15 protein-coding genes are annotated in these 16,867 nt (G+C 71.9%); 5 read left to right on the top strand and 10 right to left on the bottom strand.

All coding sequences use genetic code 11. The features are described 5' to 3' along the window. The first annotated feature begins 74 nt into the window (after positions 1 to 74). The 3 genes from tuf (at position 75) to ACP4J0_RS04485 (ending at position 2,648) form a co-directional block, all read left to right on the top strand. Positions 75 to 1,268, top strand: a complete 1,194-nt coding sequence (gene tuf, locus ACP4J0_RS04495) for an elongation factor Tu (RefSeq protein ID WP_055418382.1) — start codon at positions 75 to 77, stop codon at positions 1,266 to 1,268. 223 nt (positions 1,269 to 1,491) lie between these two features. Further along, on the top strand, positions 1,492 to 2,403 hold the full coding sequence (locus ACP4J0_RS04490; protein WP_426597254.1) for a hypothetical protein: 912 nt from the start codon (positions 1,492 to 1,494) through the stop codon (positions 2,401 to 2,403). Positions 2,404 to 2,408: 5 nt separating this feature from the next. After that, on the top strand, positions 2,409 to 2,648 hold the full coding sequence (locus ACP4J0_RS04485) for a hypothetical protein (protein ID WP_426597253.1): 240 nt from the start codon (positions 2,409 to 2,411) through the stop codon (positions 2,646 to 2,648). A 53-nt stretch (positions 2,649 to 2,701) separates the two neighbouring features. Here ACP4J0_RS04485 and ACP4J0_RS04480 read toward each other — a convergent pair whose 3' ends face one another. Continuing rightward, positions 2,702 to 5,200 carry an FtsX-like permease family protein gene (locus ACP4J0_RS04480; RefSeq protein WP_426597252.1) on the bottom strand — a complete coding sequence of 833 codons (2,499 nt, stop codon included), beginning with the start codon at positions 5,198 to 5,200 and terminating at the stop codon, positions 2,702 to 2,704. After that, a complete protein-coding gene (locus ACP4J0_RS04475; RefSeq protein WP_426597251.1) occupies positions 5,194 to 5,955 on the bottom strand; it encodes an ABC transporter ATP-binding protein in 762 nt (253 codons plus the stop codon). The genes ACP4J0_RS04480 and ACP4J0_RS04475 overlap by 7 nt, the downstream gene beginning before the upstream one ends. Before the next feature lie 212 nt (positions 5,956 to 6,167). Between ACP4J0_RS04475 and ACP4J0_RS04470 the strand changes: the two genes are divergently transcribed. Together ACP4J0_RS04470 and ACP4J0_RS04465 are read left to right on the top strand one after the other, a co-directional pair. Beyond that, complete coding sequence (locus tag ACP4J0_RS04470) at positions 6,168 to 7,481, top strand: sensor histidine kinase (RefSeq protein ID WP_426597250.1); 1,314 nt, start codon at positions 6,168 to 6,170, stop codon at positions 7,479 to 7,481. Next, positions 7,448 to 8,113: a response regulator gene (locus ACP4J0_RS04465; protein ID WP_426597249.1), complete on the top strand. Its 666-nt coding sequence runs from the start codon at positions 7,448 to 7,450 to the stop codon at positions 8,111 to 8,113. Before ACP4J0_RS04470 ends, ACP4J0_RS04465 begins: the two co-directional genes overlap by 34 nt. 190 nt (positions 8,114 to 8,303) lie before the next feature. On the opposite strand, the gene ACP4J0_RS04460 is transcribed toward ACP4J0_RS04465, so the two are convergent. The 8 genes from ACP4J0_RS04460 to ACP4J0_RS04425 all read right to left on the bottom strand — a co-directional run bounded on the left by ACP4J0_RS04460 (position 8,304) and on the right by ACP4J0_RS04425 (position 16,835). Then, positions 8,304 to 9,674 (bottom strand): alpha-lytic protease prodomain-containing protein, encoded by a 1,371-nt coding sequence (locus tag ACP4J0_RS04460; protein ID WP_426597248.1) that lies wholly within the window; start codon positions 9,672 to 9,674, stop codon positions 8,304 to 8,306. Between the two features lie 176 nt (positions 9,675 to 9,850). Then, on the bottom strand, positions 9,851 to 10,798 hold the full coding sequence (locus tag ACP4J0_RS04455; protein WP_426597247.1) for a LysR family transcriptional regulator: 948 nt from the start codon (positions 10,796 to 10,798) through the stop codon (positions 9,851 to 9,853). 199 nt (positions 10,799 to 10,997) lie between these two features. Next, positions 10,998 to 11,303, bottom strand: coding sequence for a YrhB domain-containing protein (locus ACP4J0_RS04450; protein ID WP_426597246.1), 306 nt, complete (start codon positions 11,301 to 11,303; stop codon positions 10,998 to 11,000). Between the two features lie 64 nt (positions 11,304 to 11,367). After that, entirely contained in the window at positions 11,368 to 12,021 is a 654-nt protein-coding gene (locus ACP4J0_RS04445) for a toxin glutamine deamidase domain-containing protein (RefSeq protein ID WP_426597245.1), read from the bottom strand. Continuing rightward, on the bottom strand, positions 12,018 to 13,076 hold the full coding sequence (locus ACP4J0_RS04440) for an ADP-ribosylglycohydrolase family protein (RefSeq protein WP_426597286.1): 1,059 nt from the start codon (positions 13,074 to 13,076) through the stop codon (positions 12,018 to 12,020). Before ACP4J0_RS04440 ends, ACP4J0_RS04445 begins: the two co-directional genes overlap by 4 nt. A 512-nt stretch (positions 13,077 to 13,588) precedes the next feature. Next, positions 13,589 to 15,601, bottom strand: coding sequence for a putative T7SS-secreted protein (locus ACP4J0_RS04435; RefSeq protein ID WP_426597244.1), 2,013 nt, complete (start codon positions 15,599 to 15,601; stop codon positions 13,589 to 13,591). Beyond that, a complete protein-coding gene (locus ACP4J0_RS04430; protein WP_426597243.1) occupies positions 15,601 to 16,266 on the bottom strand; it encodes a hypothetical protein in 666 nt (221 codons plus the stop codon). Before ACP4J0_RS04430 ends, ACP4J0_RS04435 begins: the two co-directional genes overlap by 1 nt. Next, the gene (locus ACP4J0_RS04425; RefSeq protein WP_426597242.1) at positions 16,263 to 16,835 is read right to left on the bottom strand and encodes a hypothetical protein; all 573 of its coding nucleotides are present in this window, start codon (positions 16,833 to 16,835) and stop codon (positions 16,263 to 16,265) included. The genes ACP4J0_RS04430 and ACP4J0_RS04425 overlap by 4 nt, the downstream gene beginning before the upstream one ends. Positions 16,836 to 16,867 lie beyond the last annotated feature (32 nt).

Raw genomic sequence — 16,867 nt, 5'->3', positions numbered from 1 at the left:
ACCCGGGCTTTCCAGCAAAGATCACCTGGCGCCGATGAGTAAGGCGTACAGAACCACTCCACAGGAGGACCCCAGTGGCGAAGGCGAAGTTCGAGCGGACTAAGCCGCACGTCAACATCGGCACCATCGGTCACATCGACCACGGTAAGACGACCCTCACGGCCGCCATTACCAAGGTGCTGCACGACGCGTACCCCGAGCTGAACGAGGCCTCGGCCTTCGACCAGATCGACAAGGCGCCCGAGGAGCGTCAGCGCGGTATCACCATCTCCATCGCGCACGTCGAGTACCAGACCGAGACGCGTCACTACGCCCACGTCGACTGCCCCGGTCACGCGGACTACATCAAGAACATGATCACGGGTGCCGCGCAGATGGACGGCGCCATCCTCGTGGTCGCCGCCACCGACGGCCCGATGCCGCAGACCAAGGAGCACGTGCTCCTGGCCCGCCAGGTCGGCGTTCCGTACATCGTCGTCGCCCTGAACAAGGCCGACATGGTGGACGACGAGGAGATCCTGGAGCTCGTCGAGCTCGAGGTGCGTGAGCTCCTCTCCGAGTACGAGTTCCCGGGCGACGACCTGCCGGTCGTCAAGGTCTCCGCTCTGAAGGCCCTCGAGGGCGACAAGGAGTGGGGCAACTCGGTCCTCGAGCTCATGAAGGCCGTGGACGAGTCCATCCCGGAGCCCGAGCGCGACGTCGACAAGCCGTTCCTGATGCCGATCGAGGACGTCTTCACGATCACCGGTCGTGGCACCGTCGTCACCGGCCGCATCGAGCGTGGTGTCCTCAAGGTCAACGAGACCGTCGACATCATCGGCATCAAGACCGAGAAGACCACCACCACGGTCACCGGCATCGAGATGTTCCGCAAGCTCCTCGACGAGGGCCAGGCCGGTGAGAACGTCGGTCTGCTCCTCCGTGGCATCAAGCGCGAGGACGTGGAGCGCGGCCAGGTCATCATCAAGCCCGGTTCGGTCACGCCGCACACCGAGTTCGAGGCCCAGGCCTACATCCTGTCGAAGGACGAGGGTGGCCGTCACACCCCCTTCTTCAACAACTACCGTCCGCAGTTCTACTTCCGTACGACGGACGTGACCGGCGTCGTGACCCTCCCCGAGGGCACCGAGATGGTCATGCCGGGTGACAACACCGAGATGAAGGTGGAGCTCATCCAGCCCGTCGCCATGGAAGAGGGCCTGAAGTTCGCCATCCGTGAGGGTGGCCGGACCGTGGGCGCCGGCCAGGTCACGAAGATCAACAAGTAAGCTCCGCTTGCTTGTCGGTCCACCGACCTGACATGGGCTGATGGCTGATGCCTGAAAGGGCCCGTACGACTTCGGTCGTACGGGCCCTTTCGCATGGTGGCGGTGGCCGGCCGCGTGCGTCCCTCGTGATCTCGCGTCATCCCTCTGGCCCGGGCGTCACTCGATCGCAGTAATCAACGGCATATGTCGGTGGTAGTTGTCCCACCCGGCCTATGTTCGGCGCATGGTCAGCTCATCCCATGAGGCGCTGCACCGGATCTTCCAGGAGGATCCGGGGCTCTTCGCCCGTGCCGTAAAGGGCCTCGGCATCACCTTCGCCGGTCCGCTCACCGGGGCACCCCTCCCCACCGACCTCACCGAGAACCGTCCCGTGGACCGGCGTCTGGACACGCTGCTGCGCATGGACGCGGAGGACGGCGAGAGCTTCCTCCTCGCCGTGGAGTCACAGGGGAAACCGGACCCCGACAAACCCGCGAGCTGGGCGTACTACCTGTCGCACCTGCACGCCAAGTACGGCCTGCCGCCGGTCCTGCTGGTCGTCTGCGCCGACCGACGCACCGCGTCCTGGGCGGCCCGGCACGCCGACATCGGCCCTCCGCAGTGGCCCTCGCTCACCGTGCGCCCCCTGGTCCTGGGACCGGACAGCCTGCCCGTGATCGACAGCCCCGACGAGGCCGCGCGCGACATTCCGCTGACGGTGCTCTCCGCGGCTCTGCACCGCCGGGATCCGGACGCCGGTGCCATACTGAAAGCTCTGGCGACGGCACTGAACGACCTGTCGGCCGACGACGAGAACACCGCAAGCATCTTCATCGAGCTCACGGAACAAGGCCTCGGCAAGACGCCGGCCGCAGACCTCTGGAGGCACATCATGGCTGCCGACCTCTCGTTCTTCCAGTCGCAGACTGCTCAGAGCCTTCGGGCGGAGGGCCGGGCGGAGGGCCGGGAGGAGGGCCGGGCGGCCGGTCTTGCCGAGGCCGTCCTGCGTTTGCTGGAGCGTCGTGGTGTCGTGGTGTCCGAGGAGGTACGGGCGCGCATCGTCGGCTGTTCGGATCTGGAGACCCTGGACGTCTGGTTCACACGGGCGGTCACGGCCGAGTCGGCGGCCGAGCTGTTCACGCCGGGCGAGGGCTGAGTCACGTGGACCGCGACCTCTCGTTCTTCCGGTCGCAGACTGCTCAGAGCCTTCGGGCCGAGGGGTACGCCCAAGGTCTTGCCGAGGCCGTCCTGCGTGTGCTGGAGCGTCGTGGTGTCGTGGTGTCCGAGGAGGAACGGGCGCGCATCGTCGGCTGCACCGATCCCGACACCCTGAACGTCTGGCTCAACCGGGCGATCGCCGTCGTGTCGGCGGCCGAGGTGTTCACCCCGGGCGGCGAGTGAGAGGCCGTGTCGGCGGGGTGGGGCAGGGCGATCGGCGATGTGCCGGAGCGAGGTCACTCGCCGCGTGTGCCCGCGAGCTCCGCCGGACGGCGCCGCAGGGCCAGGGCGGCGGGGACGACCGAGGCGAGTACCGCGAGGAAGGCGCAGGCGGCCACGACCGCGCCGATCGTCTCCCACGGCACTACGGGCGTGGCGTATACCGAGAGCAGCCTGAGCGCCGCCCACATCCCGGCGAGATTGAGCACGGCGGCGACCAGCCCGAGCAGCGCGCCGACCGCGACGACCAGGAGCGACTCGGCGCCGACCAGCCGCAGCACCTGCCCGTCGGTGGCCCCGGCCAGCCGCAGTACCGCCAGGTCGCGGACCCGGTCGGAGGTGGCCATCACCATCGTGTTGACCAGCGAGATGCCGGTGTAGAGCAGGGCGATCCCGAGGATCAGGAAGAGGCCGACCCGGGTCGGACGGTTGGTCTCCGGGTAGGTGGCGGCGACCCACTCGTCCTTGGTGAACACCTCTCCGCCGGCCGGTCGCACCGCCTCGCGCAGCCCGGCGGCCACGGCCTCGACATCGGCGCCGGCGGTGAGGGCGACGTCCACCCGGTCGACCGCGGCGCCGGGGGCGTTGGCGGGAGTGACGTAGACGCCGTTGTCGCCGGTGCCGGTGTGCATCACCGCGGCGATGCGCAGCGTCTTCTCCGTACCGTCCCCCAGCCACACCCGTACGCTCCGGCCGACGGAGTGCCGTTCCCACTCCTCGTTGACGATGATCGAGTGGTCGTCGAGGCCGGTCGCCTTCCCCGCCGCGAGCGGCAGCCGGGAGGTGGCGGCGAGGGCACGGGGACTGCCGACGGCGCGGGCCTCGGACCGGATGAGCGCCACGCCCTCCTCCAGGACGTACACCGCGCTCGACGAGCTGGGCGAGACCTCCGCCGTCCCCGGCACGGCGCGTATCCGTTCCACGGTCCGCGCGTCGAAGCCCGTGGTGCGTGTGTCAGGGCCCGTGCCGGGGGCGCCGTCCGGCGCGGTGACCACGAAGGCGGCGGTGGTCCGCTCGCGCGTCTCGGTGGCCTTCGCCTCGTTGAGCGTCGCGGTGGCGCCGAGGAGGGAGCCCGCGAGGGCGACGGTGACCAGTACCGGCGCCGCGACGGCTGCGGTACGGCGCACGCCGGCGGCCGCGTTCTCGCGCACCAGCATGCCCGTGGCGCCCGGCGACCGGGCCGCCGGCCAGGCCAGCACCCGGGTCAGCGGACGCACCACGACCGGCGCGAGCAGCGCGACCGCGGTGATCAGCAGCATCGGCCGGAGCACGTACGTCTTGCGGTGCAGCAGGTCACCGGGGTCGCCGGTCAGGGCGATGACGAGCGTCACCAGGGCGGTCAGCAGCAGCCCGAGACCGAACAGCCACCGCCCGGGTGTCATCGACCCGGCGTCCACGGACGCCTCGCGCAGCGCCTCGGCGGGGCCGGTCGTGCCCGCCCGCCAGGACGCCGCGACCACGCCGCACAGGGCGACGAGGAGCCCGGTCCAGAAGGCCATGTGGTACGGCCAGGTGTGGTCGCCGATGGTGAACCAGGCCGGCGCCAGCCCGCCGTCGACCACCCACGCCGCCAGCCGCGGCGCGCCGTACGAGCCGAGTACGCAGCCCGCGGCCGAGGCGAGCACGCCGACCAGCAGGGCCTCGGCGAACACCATGCGGCGGATCTGCCCCGGCGTCGCCCCGGCCGTGCGCAGCAGCCCGAACTCCCGCCGCCGCTGGGCGACCGCGAAGGCGAACGTGGACGCCACGACGAACACCGAGACGAAAGCGGTGACGCCGCCGGCCGTGCCGAACAGGGCGTTCATCGCGGTCAGCGCCTCGCTGTCCCGGTCGGGGTCGGCGTCGGCGTACCGCCGGTCGTCCCCGGTGAGCACCTGGACGCCCGCGCTGCCGCGCACCGCGTCCCGCACCGCGGTCGGGTCCGCGCCGGCCACCACCAGCTGCACGCTGAGCGGTGAGAGCCGGGCGGCGTGCGCGTCGGTGTAGAAGACGGCGTCCTCGAACCCGCGGTCGGGCACGGTGCCCACGACCCGCACGGTGCCCCGGTCCGTCCGCACCCGCGCGCCCGGCGCGGCCCAGCCGCCGGTGACGACGACCTCGTCGGCCGTGCGCGGCGCGCGGCCCGCGTCGAGGGTGTACGGGGCGAAGGCGGCGGTCGACCAGGGGTGGCCGACCAAGTCGGCGGGCCCGCCCTCGGCGCGTACCGCGAAGGACCGGTCCTCGACGACCCGGCCGAGCCGCTCCAGCTCGGCGATCGTCCCGGCGGGCACCGCACGCGGCTGCGCCAGCTCCTCCGTACGGTCGCCGACCGGTGTCGGCACGCGCAGGGTGTCCTGCCCCCGGACCACGGCCGGCGCGGCGGCGAACCGTTCCGGCGCGCGGTCCGGCGTGTCCAGCGAGGAGGCCAGGGCCAGCCCCGTCACGGCGAGGAGGGCGACGCCCAGCGACAGCGCGACGAAGCTGCCGGCGAAGGTGGCCCAGCGGGTGCGCAGGGTGCGCAGGGCGGCGTTCAGCACGGGACGGTCTCCAGCCGGGTCAGGTGCGCGGCGATGCGGTCGGCGCCGGCGTCGGCCAGCTCGCCGTTGACACGGCCGTCGACGAGGAAGACCACGCGGTCGGCGTAGGAGGCGGCCACCGGGTCGTGGGTGACCATGACGACGGTCTGGCCCTCGCGGTCGACCATGCCGCGCAGCAGCGCCAGCACCTCGCGGCCGGTCCCCGAGTCCAGCGCACCGGTCGGCTCGTCACCGAACAGCACGTCGGGGCGGGTGATCAGCGCGCGGGCCAGGGCGACGCGCTGCTGCTGGCCGCCGGACATCTCCGTGGGCCGGTGCCGGGCCCGGTCGCCGAGGCCGACCTGGGCGAGTACTTCGCGCACCCGTGCCCGGGAGGGGCGGCGGCCGGCCAGGCGCAGGGGGAGGGCCACGTTCTGCTCGGCGGTCAGCGACGGCAGCAGGTTGAACGCCTGGAACACGAACCCGATGCGCTCCCGGCGCAGCAGGGTCAGTCTCCGCTCGCTCAGCCCGGTCAGCTCGGTGCCGCCGACCACGACCGACCCCGACGTGGGCCGGTCCAGGCCGGCGGCGCACTGCAGGAGCGTCGACTTGCCCGAGCCGGAGGGGCCCATCACGGCGGTGAACGTGCCTTCGGGGAAGGCGAGGGAGACCTCGTCGAGGGCCGTCACGGTGCTGTCGCCCGATCCGTACCGTCGGCTGACGGAACGCAACTGGATCACGCCGTCGCTCACCTGGCCGCTTACCTGGCCGCTCATCCGACCGCTCATCCGGCCGTTCGTCCGACCGTTCATCTGACCGTTCATCTGTCCCCACCACGTCGGCTTCCGGCTGATGGCTCCACGAAACCGTCCGTGACCACCCCGGCGCAGTGCGGCAGAGGCGAGAACCGGGGTAGGGCAGGCCATACCCCCTGGAGGCCCCCTGGACCGATGGCCCGGCCGTACGCGGGAGTTCTACGGTGATGCGCATGCACCCTCGCACTGTGTGGCAGGCCATGTCCGGCCCCGGCTTTCTGCTGTCGGCGTGGCCGTGGCGCGCGGTCGCCTACCTGACGACCGGGGCGGTCGCCGGTGCCGTCACCCTGGTGGGAGTCGTGGCCGCGGTGGCCGCCGGCGGCCTCCTCGCCGTCGTCGTGGTGGGGCTGCCGCTGCTGGTCCTCACCGCGCTCGCGGGCATACCCGTCGCCCATCTGGAACGGCACCGGCTCCGCCTGGTCGACCGAGATCCCGCACCCGGCCGGCACCGGCAGCCCTCCGCCGCGGGCCTGTGGTCCTGGCTGACCACCCGGCTGCGGGAGCGGTCGACCTGGCAGGAACTCGGCTACGCCCTGCTGTTCGCCTTCCTGCTCTGGCCGGTGGACGCCATCGTCGTCACCGCCGCCCTGGCCCTGCCGCTCGCCACGGTCGCCACCCCGCTGCTGATGGCCACCGTCGGGGACGGTGAGGAGGCGAAGGTGCTCAAGCTGTGGACGGTCACCACCTGGCCGGCCGCGTGCGGCGCGGCGGTGCTCGGGCTGCTGCTCCTCGCCCTGGGCGCCTACGCGCTGGGCCTGGCGGCGGGCGCGCGGGCCGAGTTCACCCGTGTCCTCGTGGCCCCGCGCGGCGGCGACCTGGGCGACCGGGTCGTCGAACTCACGCGCTCCCGGGTGCGGTTGGTGGACGCCTTCGAAACCGAGCGGCGCCGGATCGAACGCGACCTGCACGACGGCGCCCAGCAACGCCTCGTCGCCCTGACGATGGCCCTCGGCCTGGCCCGCCTCGACGCACCGCCCGGCCCGCTCGCCGACCAGCTGGCCAGGGCCCACGGGGAGGCGGGGAAGGCGCTGGAGGAACTGCGCGAGCTGATCCACGGCATCCACCCCAAGGTGCTCGCCGACTACGGCCTTCAGGCCGCCGTCGAGGACGCGGCCGACCGGTCCGCCGTCCCCGTGGACGTACGCCTGGAGCTGCCGGGCCGGCTGCCCCAGGCAGTCGAGGCCGCCGCCTACTTCGTGGTCTGCGAGGCCCTCGCCAACGTCGCCAAGCACAGCGGGGCCGACCGCGCGGAGGTGACCGGCGGGCACCGCGACGGGCGGCTGTCCCTCCAGGTCCGCGACGACGGCCGGGGCGGCGCCGAGGCGGGGGCGGGGGCCGGGGCGGGCAGCGGACTGACCGGGCTCGCCGACCGGGTGTCCGTGCTGGATGGCAGACTCTCCCTGTCCAGTCCGCCGGGCGGACCGACCCTGTTGCGCGTGGAGATTCCTTGCGAGTGGACCGAGCACCGGACCGAACGCTTCGCGTAGTACTGGCCGAGGACAGCGTGCTGCTGCGGGACGGGCTGGTCGGCCTGCTCGCCCGCTGCGGCCACGAGGTCGTGGCGGCCGTGGGGGACGCGGAGGCGCTGGTCGCGGCGGCGGAGGAGCACACCCCGGACATCGTCGTGACGGACGTCCGCATGCCGCCCGGCTTCCAGGACGAGGGCCTGCACGCGGCGGTGCGGCTGCGGGAGCGGCGCCCCGGCCTGCCCGTCCTCGTCCTCAGCCAGTACGTGCAACGGGCCTACGCCGGCGAGCTGCTGGACTCCGGCGACGGCACGGGCGTCGGCTACCTGCTGAAGGACCGCGTCGGCCAGGTCGAGGAGTTCGTCGACGCGCTGGCCGAGGTCGCGGACGGCGGCACGGTCGTCGACCCGGAGGTGGTACGCCAGTTGCTGCGCCGCCGCCGGGATCCCCTGGAGCGGCTCAGCCCGCGCGAGCGCGAGGTCCTCGCCCTGATCGCGGAGGGCAGGTCCAACGCCGCCGTCGCCCGCGGACTCGTCGTCTCCGAGGCAGCCGTGGGCAAACACATCGGCAGCATCCTCACCAAGCTCGACCTGCCCCCGGCCACCGAGACGCACCGCAGGGTGCTGGCGGTGCTGGCGTATCTGCGGGCCTGATCCCGGGGTGCGACGGCGGGCAGGCCACCCGCGTGTGACCGACGGGTGACCGGTGTGATGACGCGACCGGGCCCGGGTGCTCTCCCTCAGCGCACCCGGGCCCGTCCCCGTCGTCCCCCGTGGGTCGTCCCCCGTGGCCGTCCCTGTGGGTCGTCCCCTGTGGGCCGTCCCCCGTGCGGCGGTCAGCCGCTCACGCGCGCTGCCACAGCGCCGGTACGTTCGGCGGTTCCCAGCCCGGCTGCGCCTGGTGGCCCTGGAGGCAGCGGTAGGTCGCGCCGCCGTACGTCACCGTGGCGCCCGGCTGGTAGACGGTGCCGGCCGCCCAGGTGCCGCCCTCACCGGGCGGCGGCTCCTCGGGGCCGCCGTCGTCGGTGGTCACCAGGGTGAGGCCGTAGTTCTGCAGCAGCGGGTTGATCGGCTGGAAGTACGTCGTGCCGCCGGAGCGGCAGTCGCCCGAGCCGCCCGAGGTGACGCCCTGCGCCTGGCTGCCGGAGATGTACGAGCCGCCGGAGTCGCCGGGTTCGGCGCACACCGTGGTGCGGGTGACGCCGCTGATGGTGCCCTCGGGGTAGGTCACGCTGGTGTTGTGCTGCTGGACGGTGCCGCAGTGCCAGCCGGTGGTGGAACCGGAGCGGCACACGGACGCGCCGACCGGGGCCTGGGTGGACCCGGTGACCTGGACGTTCTGCCCGCCGGCGCCGCTGACGTACGGGGTCACCGTCCAGCTGGAATTGGTGGCCACCCAGGCCATGTCCCGGCCGGGGAAGACGGAGCCCTGGAAGGTGCCCTGGGCCACCCGGTTGGCGCCGCTCGTGCTCGCCCCGGTCCGTCCGCAGTGACCGGCGGTGGCGTAGCCCTGCTGGGTGCCCTTGGTGACCGGGAAACCGATCGAGCAGCGTCCGCTGTTGTTGATGTAGTACGCCTCGCCGCCCCGCAGGTCGTACAGCGGGCGGGGCTTCTCGGACGTCCTCTCGACCCGGGCGAGCCCGGCGTCGACCCCGGCCGCGTCGAGGAGGGCACGGGCGGCGGACGGCCGTATCGCCTGCACGGTGACCGTGTTCGTCCGCACGTCGACGTACCGGACCGGCGCGTCGGTGGTGTCCCGGCCGGTGGCGGCCCGGTCCAGCCGGGACTTGGCCGTCTCCAGGTCGGCGAGCGAGTGCCGTACGACGGTGGCCACTGCACCCGCCGCCTCGATCGCCGCGACGTCGTCCGCGTCGGTCGTCGCCACGGTCAGCGTGCCCGACTCGGTGCCCCGCAGCCACGCGCCGGCGAAGTCGTCGCCGAGCGCGGCGCGGAGCCGGCCCGCGGTGGCGCCCGCCTCGGCCTCGTTGACGAGGCGGCGCTCGGCCTGCCGCCGGTCGAGGCCGAGGTCGCGCTGCATGGCGTCGAGGAGGGCGACAGGCGCGGCGTCGGTGCGGAGGGTCTCGGCCGCGGTGGGTGCGGAGTCGGCGGGAGCCGTCCCGGCGCTCGCGGAGCCGCTGAGCCCGGCCACGAGCAGGGCGGCCGTCGCGGCGACGGCCGCACCCACGGCTCTGGTGTGTCGGTGTCGGTGGGGCATGGGGCCTTCTCCTCGGTCTCGGTGGGGAGGTGCCGAAACCGTAGGGAGGACCGACCGGTGGCCATAAGACGTCGGTCGGCCCTCTCCCCGGTGTTATGGAAGGCGTTGCGGAAGGTGTTACGGCAGGCGATACGGCAGGCGATACGGCAGGTGATGCGGCAGGCACACGGTCGGTGTCACGGAACCCGGTGCGCCGCCATCCACTCCGTGTAGCTGTCACTGCTCGCCGCCACCCCCGCGTGCGCCATGCGGGCCTGCGCGAGCACGGTCGCGGCGGTGTCCTGCCGTTGCGTCACCGCGTGCCAGCCGAGCAGGTGCCGCCAGGCCAGCGGGGTGCCGGTGAGCGGCCGGGTGACGATGCCGGGCGTGGACGGGAAGGTCGCCCGGCACAGCCCGACCGCCCGCCCCACCTGCACCAGGTGCACGAGGGACGCGGTGTCCGTCTCGTACATGCGGCGCGGGGTGAACCCTGCCCGGGCGCACGACGCGGCGAAGCAGTCGCCGAAGCAGCCGTCACCGGGCACGCAGGCCCACTCCTCGTCCGCCAGCTCGGTCAGGTCCACCTCCGTCCGCCGGGCGAGCGGGTGGCCGTCGGGCAGCATCACGAACACCGGGTCGACGGCGACCTCCCGCCAGACCAGCCCTGCGGCGCCGGGCGGGGAGGCGGATCCGCAGGTCCCGGCGAGCGCGAAGTCCAGCCGTCCCTCCGCCAGCTGCTCGGCCAGTTCCCTCTCCGACCAGGACGTACAGGTCGTCATCCGGGCCTCCGGCGCCACGCCCGCCAGCCGGTCGACCAAGGCGCCCAGCAGGGGCCCGTGGGTGCCGCCCAACCGAAGCCGCTCGGCGGTACGCGGGGCCCGGGCGAACCGGGCCGCCTCCTGCTGCAACTCGGTCACCGCGGGCAGCACGATCCGGCTGCGCTCCAGCACCAGTTCGCCCAGCGCGGTGGCCCGCACCCCGTGTCTGCCCCGCACGAACAGCGCGCCTCCCAGGGCCCGTTCGATCCGCTTGAGCTGTGCGCTCAGCGCGGGCTGTGCGAGGCCGAGCGCCGTCGCCGCCCTGGTGAGGCTGCCGGCGTCGGCGATGGCCCGGACCGTCTTGAGATGCCGCAACTCCAGCTCCATGAGGGGAGCTTGCGACGGGGGAGGGGCGGGGGCAAGAGGTTGGTCCGGACCTGTGGCACAAGTTGTGTCGTGAACATGAACCACGTCCGGCACGCGGTGGCTCCGCCGGTCCTCGCCCTCGCCGCATGCCGCGTCGGAGAAAGCGGCAGCACGGCCGAGGCCTCGATCACTGATTCCCCGGGCCATCAGGCCCGGTCCGTCAGCGCCCTCTGGCCGGAGGCCAATCGCCGGATGCGCGCATCTCCATGTACTGCGCGGTCGCGGGGAAGGTCGGCGCCATGTGGGCGGCCGTGCCGTCGTGGGGGACGACAACGACCGGGCTGAACGGCTTCTTCGTGAAGTCGCCGGTCTCGATGTGCTCCTTGAAGTCGAAGAGCACAGTCCAGCCATACGTGTATTCGACCGCCGTGTCCGGAAGCATGACGACGGAATCGGCTCGCTCTGCATAGGCGGAGGTCTTCACGTAATGAGCGGCAGCAGCAACTGCCTCGTTCTTGGTAACCACTTGTCCGGCTCCATCCTGTACGGGGTGTTCTGATATACGACGTTCTGGTGAGACGCTGCGGCGGCTAGTGCAACAGGCGGAGCTCGCGGACGTTCTCGGTCTCCAACTTCGCCAAAGAGGCGGTCATCTCATCGAGAAAGACGACTTGGCCGTTGTTGTTGTGGACGTAGACAAGATGTCCTGTGATCTCCTGACCGCCAGCCTCGCGCCTGACCCAGACCAGGCCTCGGGCATCCGGCCCCGCGTCGGCGATGGTGCGTATGACGTCGTCCCAGCCGCCGACCACCGTCTCCCGAAACCCCGGGAAATAGCGCTTGGCCAGCCTGCCCCACCATCCCGGAGCCTCGTGGCCGGGCGCCCACAGCAACGCGGTCACGGCGATCCGGTCGATGCGATGGTGCAGTGCGACGACCCGGCTGCGGACATTGAGCCGCTGCGGCTGGGACACCACTCGGTTGACCTGCTCCCGATTGGGGACGTGCTCCAGATCGGCGAGGGGAGCGCTGGGAGACGGATGGTACGGCAGGCCGCTGTACTTCGGTACGACGACGGACGCAGCGAGCATCGGCGTACGCGGGAAACCCGGCTGTGCCACGGTTCGGCAGCTGAGCAACCAGGCAGTGGGGGCCTCGTGCACGACGTCGGGGACGGTCAGTTCCACCAGACCGTTGTAGGTCTGCCGCAGCCACTCCTCGGCCAGCCGCACGGGTCGGCTCACGCGCGGCGTCCCGGCGGCGGTGGCGGCGTACCCCGGTAGCTCTTCGGGTTTCCCGAGTTCCACGGGACGACGAGAGGACGCACCTGAGCCTCGTACTCAAGCGCGCGTAGCCAGTCGGCCGGCCAGGCGGAGCCGCCGACCGACGCACCGGCGAACGCTCCGGCCAGCGCGGCGACGGAGTCGGAGTCGCCGGAGGAGAACGCCGCTCGCTGGACGACCGCCACGGGCTCTTCGGGGAAGAGCAGGAAGCAGTACAGGGCGGCGGCCAGCGCCTCCTCGGCGATCCAGCCCGCGCCGGCCACCGCGCAGGGGTCGCGCTCCGGGTCCGGGTGGTCGAGGGCGGCCGAGACGGTGTCGAGGGCCGCGAGGGTCTCGTCCCAGCCGTGTGCGATGAAGTCGGCGGGGTCGGCCGCGCCCGCCCGCCGCGCCAGGTCGCCGAGCCAGTCGCCGTGGTACGTCCGGCGTGCGGAGCGGCCGTAGTGGCGCAGGCGCGGCAGCAGCTCGGAAGGGTGGCAGTTGTGCGTCAGCAGCCATACGGCGTGTGCGGTGAGGTCACTGGCCGCGAGCGCGGTGGGGTGGCCGTGGGTCAGCGCGGCCTGCAACTGGGCCGTACCCGCGCGCTGCTCCGCCGTCAGCCCCGGCAGCAGGCCGACGGGCGTCACCCGCATGTTCGCCCCGCAGCCCTTCGAGGCCATCACGGTGGCCTCCTGCCACGGCACACCGCGCTCCAGGGCCGCGCACGCGTCCAGGCAGGTCCGCCCTGGTGCGCGGTTGTTGTCGGGGGAGCGAAGCCAGGCCACGAAGCGCGCGCGCAGCGCCGGCTCGGCGGTCGCGGCGGTCAGCGAGGCCACCCCGCCACCGTCCACGACGTCCGCCAGCGCCTCGATCACCGCCAGTGTCATCTGGGTGTCGTCCGAGACCCGGGCCACGCCGGAACGGATGGGCAGCTCCAGCTGCCGCCAGGAGCCGTACCGGCTGGTGAGCTGGGCGATGTCGAGGAACTCGGTGGGGTAGCCCAGGGCGTCACCGATGGCGAGACCGTAGATCGCCGCCATGGCGCCGCCCTTGACGTTGTCCCTGCCCCACTTCCGCTCGGTGAGGTCGTCCAGGACGGCGAGGCTCTCGGCCTGGGTGAGAGTGTCCGGCAGGATGTGACTCCTCGGGCTGGTGGACGGCGTCGCCAGCAACTCGGCCAGAGCCTGCGTGGGCCGGAGCCCGCGTTCCTTGGCGTTGCGCAGGCGCTTCCCCCAGACACCCATTTCGTTGGCGGCGGCAGGCCCCGCAGCGTTGCGTGGCCACACCGACCCGGCTTCGTCCTCGTCGTTCACCCACACGTAACCGATCACCTGATCGTCGGAGTCAGCGATCGCCACGTACTGCACGGGTCGGCCGGTGTGACGGGCGTAGCGCGGGGGCCCTCCGGACACGATGAGGCCCACGTCCTGTTCGAAGCGGGGGTTGATCCGACGGTTGGGGTGCTCGGAACTCATGCGGGTCTGCGACTTTCGGCTGGTTGCTACGGCAACGCCCGCGGCGTCGGGCGGCTGGTCTCGGTCATGCGGTTCAGTCAATCACGTGGCAGAACCTCGCCGTAGATCTGCAACTGACCCTTGTCGTCCAGGAAGGCACGCGTGATCTTGTATGTCGAGTCGCGTCCCAGCAGCAGTTCGCGTTCGGCGACCCCGAAGTCGCTGACCCGCTCCACCCACGTCGCGTGCGTTCCCTCCGGGACGCGCAGACGCAGGACCGCGTCCTGCCCGGCGAAACTGGGCACCGGGTGGTTGCCCAGGGACGTCGACATGTAGCCGGGGTCGGAGACCGTCCGGCCCACCAGCTCGTCCAGGTCGTCGTACTCGATATGTTTGACACCACTGCCACGTACGACCATGACGTCCTCGGGAATCGGATTCCCGGCCAGTGCCCTGTCGACTTCTCGGATGTTGTTGAGGACCTCGGGAGTGCCCAGTTTCGGGTCCAGCCCTCGCAGGTACCCGTTCATCTCCTGATACGTCGCATAGCCCGGCGCACCCATATACGGCGGCTCCCCCGTGTAGTCCTTGAGCGCCTTCCGTGCCTCCGGCGGCAGGTCGTCCACGTAGCGGTTCCAGTTGTCCCGGCCGTAGGCGATGGCCGCGTCCGGATCCGCGAAAGAGCGTGCGCCCGCCTCCAGCTCCGCGGCGGCCACCTGGTGCCGCTGCTCGGTACTCAGCCCGTTCCACACGTCGTCCGGTACGTGGGACTGGTACGAGAATCCGTCACCCGGCGTTCCCGTACCGCCCGGGTCGCCGTACTGCTCGTCGCGGAACTCCCGTGCGGACCGAGCGTCCACGGAGTCGGAGTGCACCGTGCCCTCGCCGAACGGCGAGCGTGGGCCTGTCGCGGCGTCGGCGCCCTCCCGCAGGCCGCCCCTGACGCCGGTCTCCACCCCCTCCTTCATGGCCATGCGCAACCCGCCACGCGCCAGGCCCGCGCCCTTGGTGCCGATGAGTTCGGGCAGGAGGCGGCCGATGAACTCGGAAGGGTCCTTCTTGAAGCCCTCCACCGCGGCGTTCAGGGCCCGCTCGGGGTGGGCGGCGGTGGAGACCAGGCCGGAGAGCGTCATCGAGACGTTCTGGAGGTAATCGGCGGGGTGGGTGAGGTTGTAGGGGTCGGCGGGGTTGAGGCCGCGGGCGAAGGTGAGCAGGCCGGCGGTGCCTTTGATCACGCCGCCCACGACGTGGTTGAGTTCGACGCCGGTCGCCACGAAGCCGTCGACCAGGTTGTTGCCGAGGCGTTCCAGGGGCGGCGGTTCGGCCGGAGCGTGTACCAGGGTCTTCTTGATGCTCCCCTCGGCATCGGAGGCGGCCGCGTTGCGCTGCTTGCGGGCCGCGGCGAGTTTGTCGCGTGCCTGCTGGACGGTCTCCTTGCCGGGATCGCGGAACGGCGGCGGCGCCGGGCCGGGGTCCTGCTCAGCCTTGATCTTGGCGTTGTAGGCGTCGACCTGCTTGTTGTAGTCCTTGACGGCCCTCTCGGAGGCCTGCTTGCCCTGCCGGTACAGCTCGATCGCTTCCTGCGCCTGCTGCTGCGCCCACTTGACGGTGCCCGCGTAGGAGTCCAGCGCTGTCGCCGCCGCCTCGCAGGCGTCGGCCGCGCGCAGCCACTTGGTGGGGTGGACGCCGAACTTCTCGCGGAAGGTGTCCCCGCCCTCGCCCCGCCAGCTGGAGGAGTCCACCTTCTTCATGCCCGAGCCGACCTTGTCGAACGCGGTGGAGAAGTCCCGCAGGTGCTTCGCGCTCGTCCGGATCTTCTCCGGATTGCCGTGGACCAGCTCGTTGGCCTCCTCGGTCTGGCCGAGCTGCTGTTCTCCGGGTGTGGCGCCGAGGTTGGAGGCGACCTCGTCGCCCCAGTCCTCCACCGTGTCCGCGGCGCCCTCCAGGCCGACCTTGTCGAGCCCCTCGCCGAGCCGGTCGGTGCCCCAGTCGATGCCCTCACCGACGATCTTCTTACCGGCGTCGACACCGTCCTCGAGGACGTTCAGGCCGTGGTTGACGCCGTCACCCAGCTTGTCCAGGCCACTGCCGATGTCGTCGAGGACGCCCATCAGCCCTCACCTCCGCCGCCCTGCGTGCGGGCACGTTCCTCCGGCGAGGGGCCGAACTGCTCGTCCAGCATCCGTTCCCACGTCTCTTCCGAGACCCCCGAACGCTCGCGAAGGCTCTCGGGCCCCACTCCCATGCCGACCAGGTTCTCGGAGGTCATGATGTCCCGGCCCGCGTCCCGCCAGCCCTGGGCGCTGTTCTCCCAGGCCCGCTCGAAGGACTCCTTGCTGTAGTCGGCGTCTCTTATCTGGGTGACCGGGTTGTTCGACCAGACCTCCCCCCAGTCCTTGCCGGTGATCTCGTCCTCCGAGGCGTGCGGATTGCCCATCACGGAGTTCACGCCGACCTTCAGGGCGCCTTCCACGTACTGGTCGGTCTCGTAGTAGGTCCCGGCCGCCAGCCCCGTCTTGAGCGCGAACCCGTTGCCTTCGTAGACCAGCGAGCGGACCCCCCACTCCCAGCGCTCGCAGAAGGAACCGAAGGTGCTCGTGAGCCCCTCCGCACCCAGTTCGAGCCCGGACAGGGCGATGTCGCCGAAGCCCCGGCCCGCACCGGCCTCGCCGACCATGCCCAGTTCCCGCAACTCGTCCAGTGCCAGAGTCAGTCCTTTGGCGATCTCGTCGAGACCGATCGCCGCCAGGTCTTTTCCGTTACCGCCCCCCGTCATCGAGGCGCCCCTCCTTGCTGTGCGTGGTCGACTGCGAAGGCGTCGGGCACGATCCCGGTCACCGGCGGGAGCAGCAGCGCGTGCTCGGCACCGTCGGCTGCGTCCAGCGCCACCCCGCACGGCACACCGGCCTCCGGCACTGCCACGTCCAGCAGCTTCGCCCCGAGCACCGTCTGGTACGTCCACTCCAGGTCCGCCTCGTCCCGGGCGAGCGCGTACCGGGCCAACGCCGACTCGTCGGAGAAGGCAAGGATCCAACGGATCCCGCCGAAGTCGGCGGTGAGCCAGCCGCCGCTCCTGAGTGGCACCAGCACCACCGTGTCCCGGAACGCCTCCAGCAGCCCGGCGAACTCGCGACGCCGGGCCGCTACCTCCTCGGCGGACGGCCCGACGCTCTCACCCGGCTCTCCCGAGCTGGATGCCCCGGCGGCCTCGGCCGTCTCGGCGGTGTCGGGCTCAGGCGGCTCCGGGGCTGTCTCCGGCGGTTCGGGCAGCCGGGTCATCTCCGCGTAGTCGGCGAGCCGGGAGCGCCGTACCGGCGCCCCGGCGCCACCCCCGTTGTCCGTCATTCCCCAACCCTGAGACTGAGCTGCTTCGGCTG

This window comes from Streptomyces sp. WG7, from assembly GCF_049975785.1.
In the GTDB taxonomy this organism is placed as follows: Bacteria; Actinomycetota; Actinomycetes; order Streptomycetales; family Streptomycetaceae; genus Streptomyces.
This window is presented reverse-complemented; position numbering and strand designations above follow the sequence as displayed.

Coding starts and splice junctions, on each gene's coding strand:
- ACP4J0_RS04490 (WP_426597254.1), top strand. CDS start 1,492: ATGGTCAGCTCATCCCATGAGGCGCTGCACCGGATCTTCCAGGAGGAT.
- ACP4J0_RS04475 (WP_426597251.1), bottom strand. CDS start 5,955: ATGAGCGGCCAGGTAAGCGGCCAGGTGAGCGACGGCGTGATCCAGTTG.
- ACP4J0_RS04470 (WP_426597250.1), top strand. CDS start 6,168: ATGCACCCTCGCACTGTGTGGCAGGCCATGTCCGGCCCCGGCTTTCTG.
- ACP4J0_RS04460 (WP_426597248.1), bottom strand. CDS start 9,674: ATGCCCCACCGACACCGACACACCAGAGCCGTGGGTGCGGCCGTCGCC.
- ACP4J0_RS04455 (WP_426597247.1), bottom strand. CDS start 10,798: ATGGAGCTGGAGTTGCGGCATCTCAAGACGGTCCGGGCCATCGCCGAC.
- ACP4J0_RS04440 (WP_426597286.1), bottom strand. CDS start 13,076: ATGGCGGCGATCTACGGTCTCGCCATCGGTGACGCCCTGGGCTACCCC.
- ACP4J0_RS04435 (WP_426597244.1), bottom strand. CDS start 15,601: ATGGGCGTCCTCGACGACATCGGCAGTGGCCTGGACAAGCTGGGTGAC.
- ACP4J0_RS04430 (WP_426597243.1), bottom strand. CDS start 16,266: ATGACGGGGGGCGGTAACGGAAAAGACCTGGCGGCGATCGGTCTCGAC.
- ACP4J0_RS04425 (WP_426597242.1), bottom strand. CDS start 16,835: ATGACGGACAACGGGGGTGGCGCCGGGGCGCCGGTACGGCGCTCCCGG.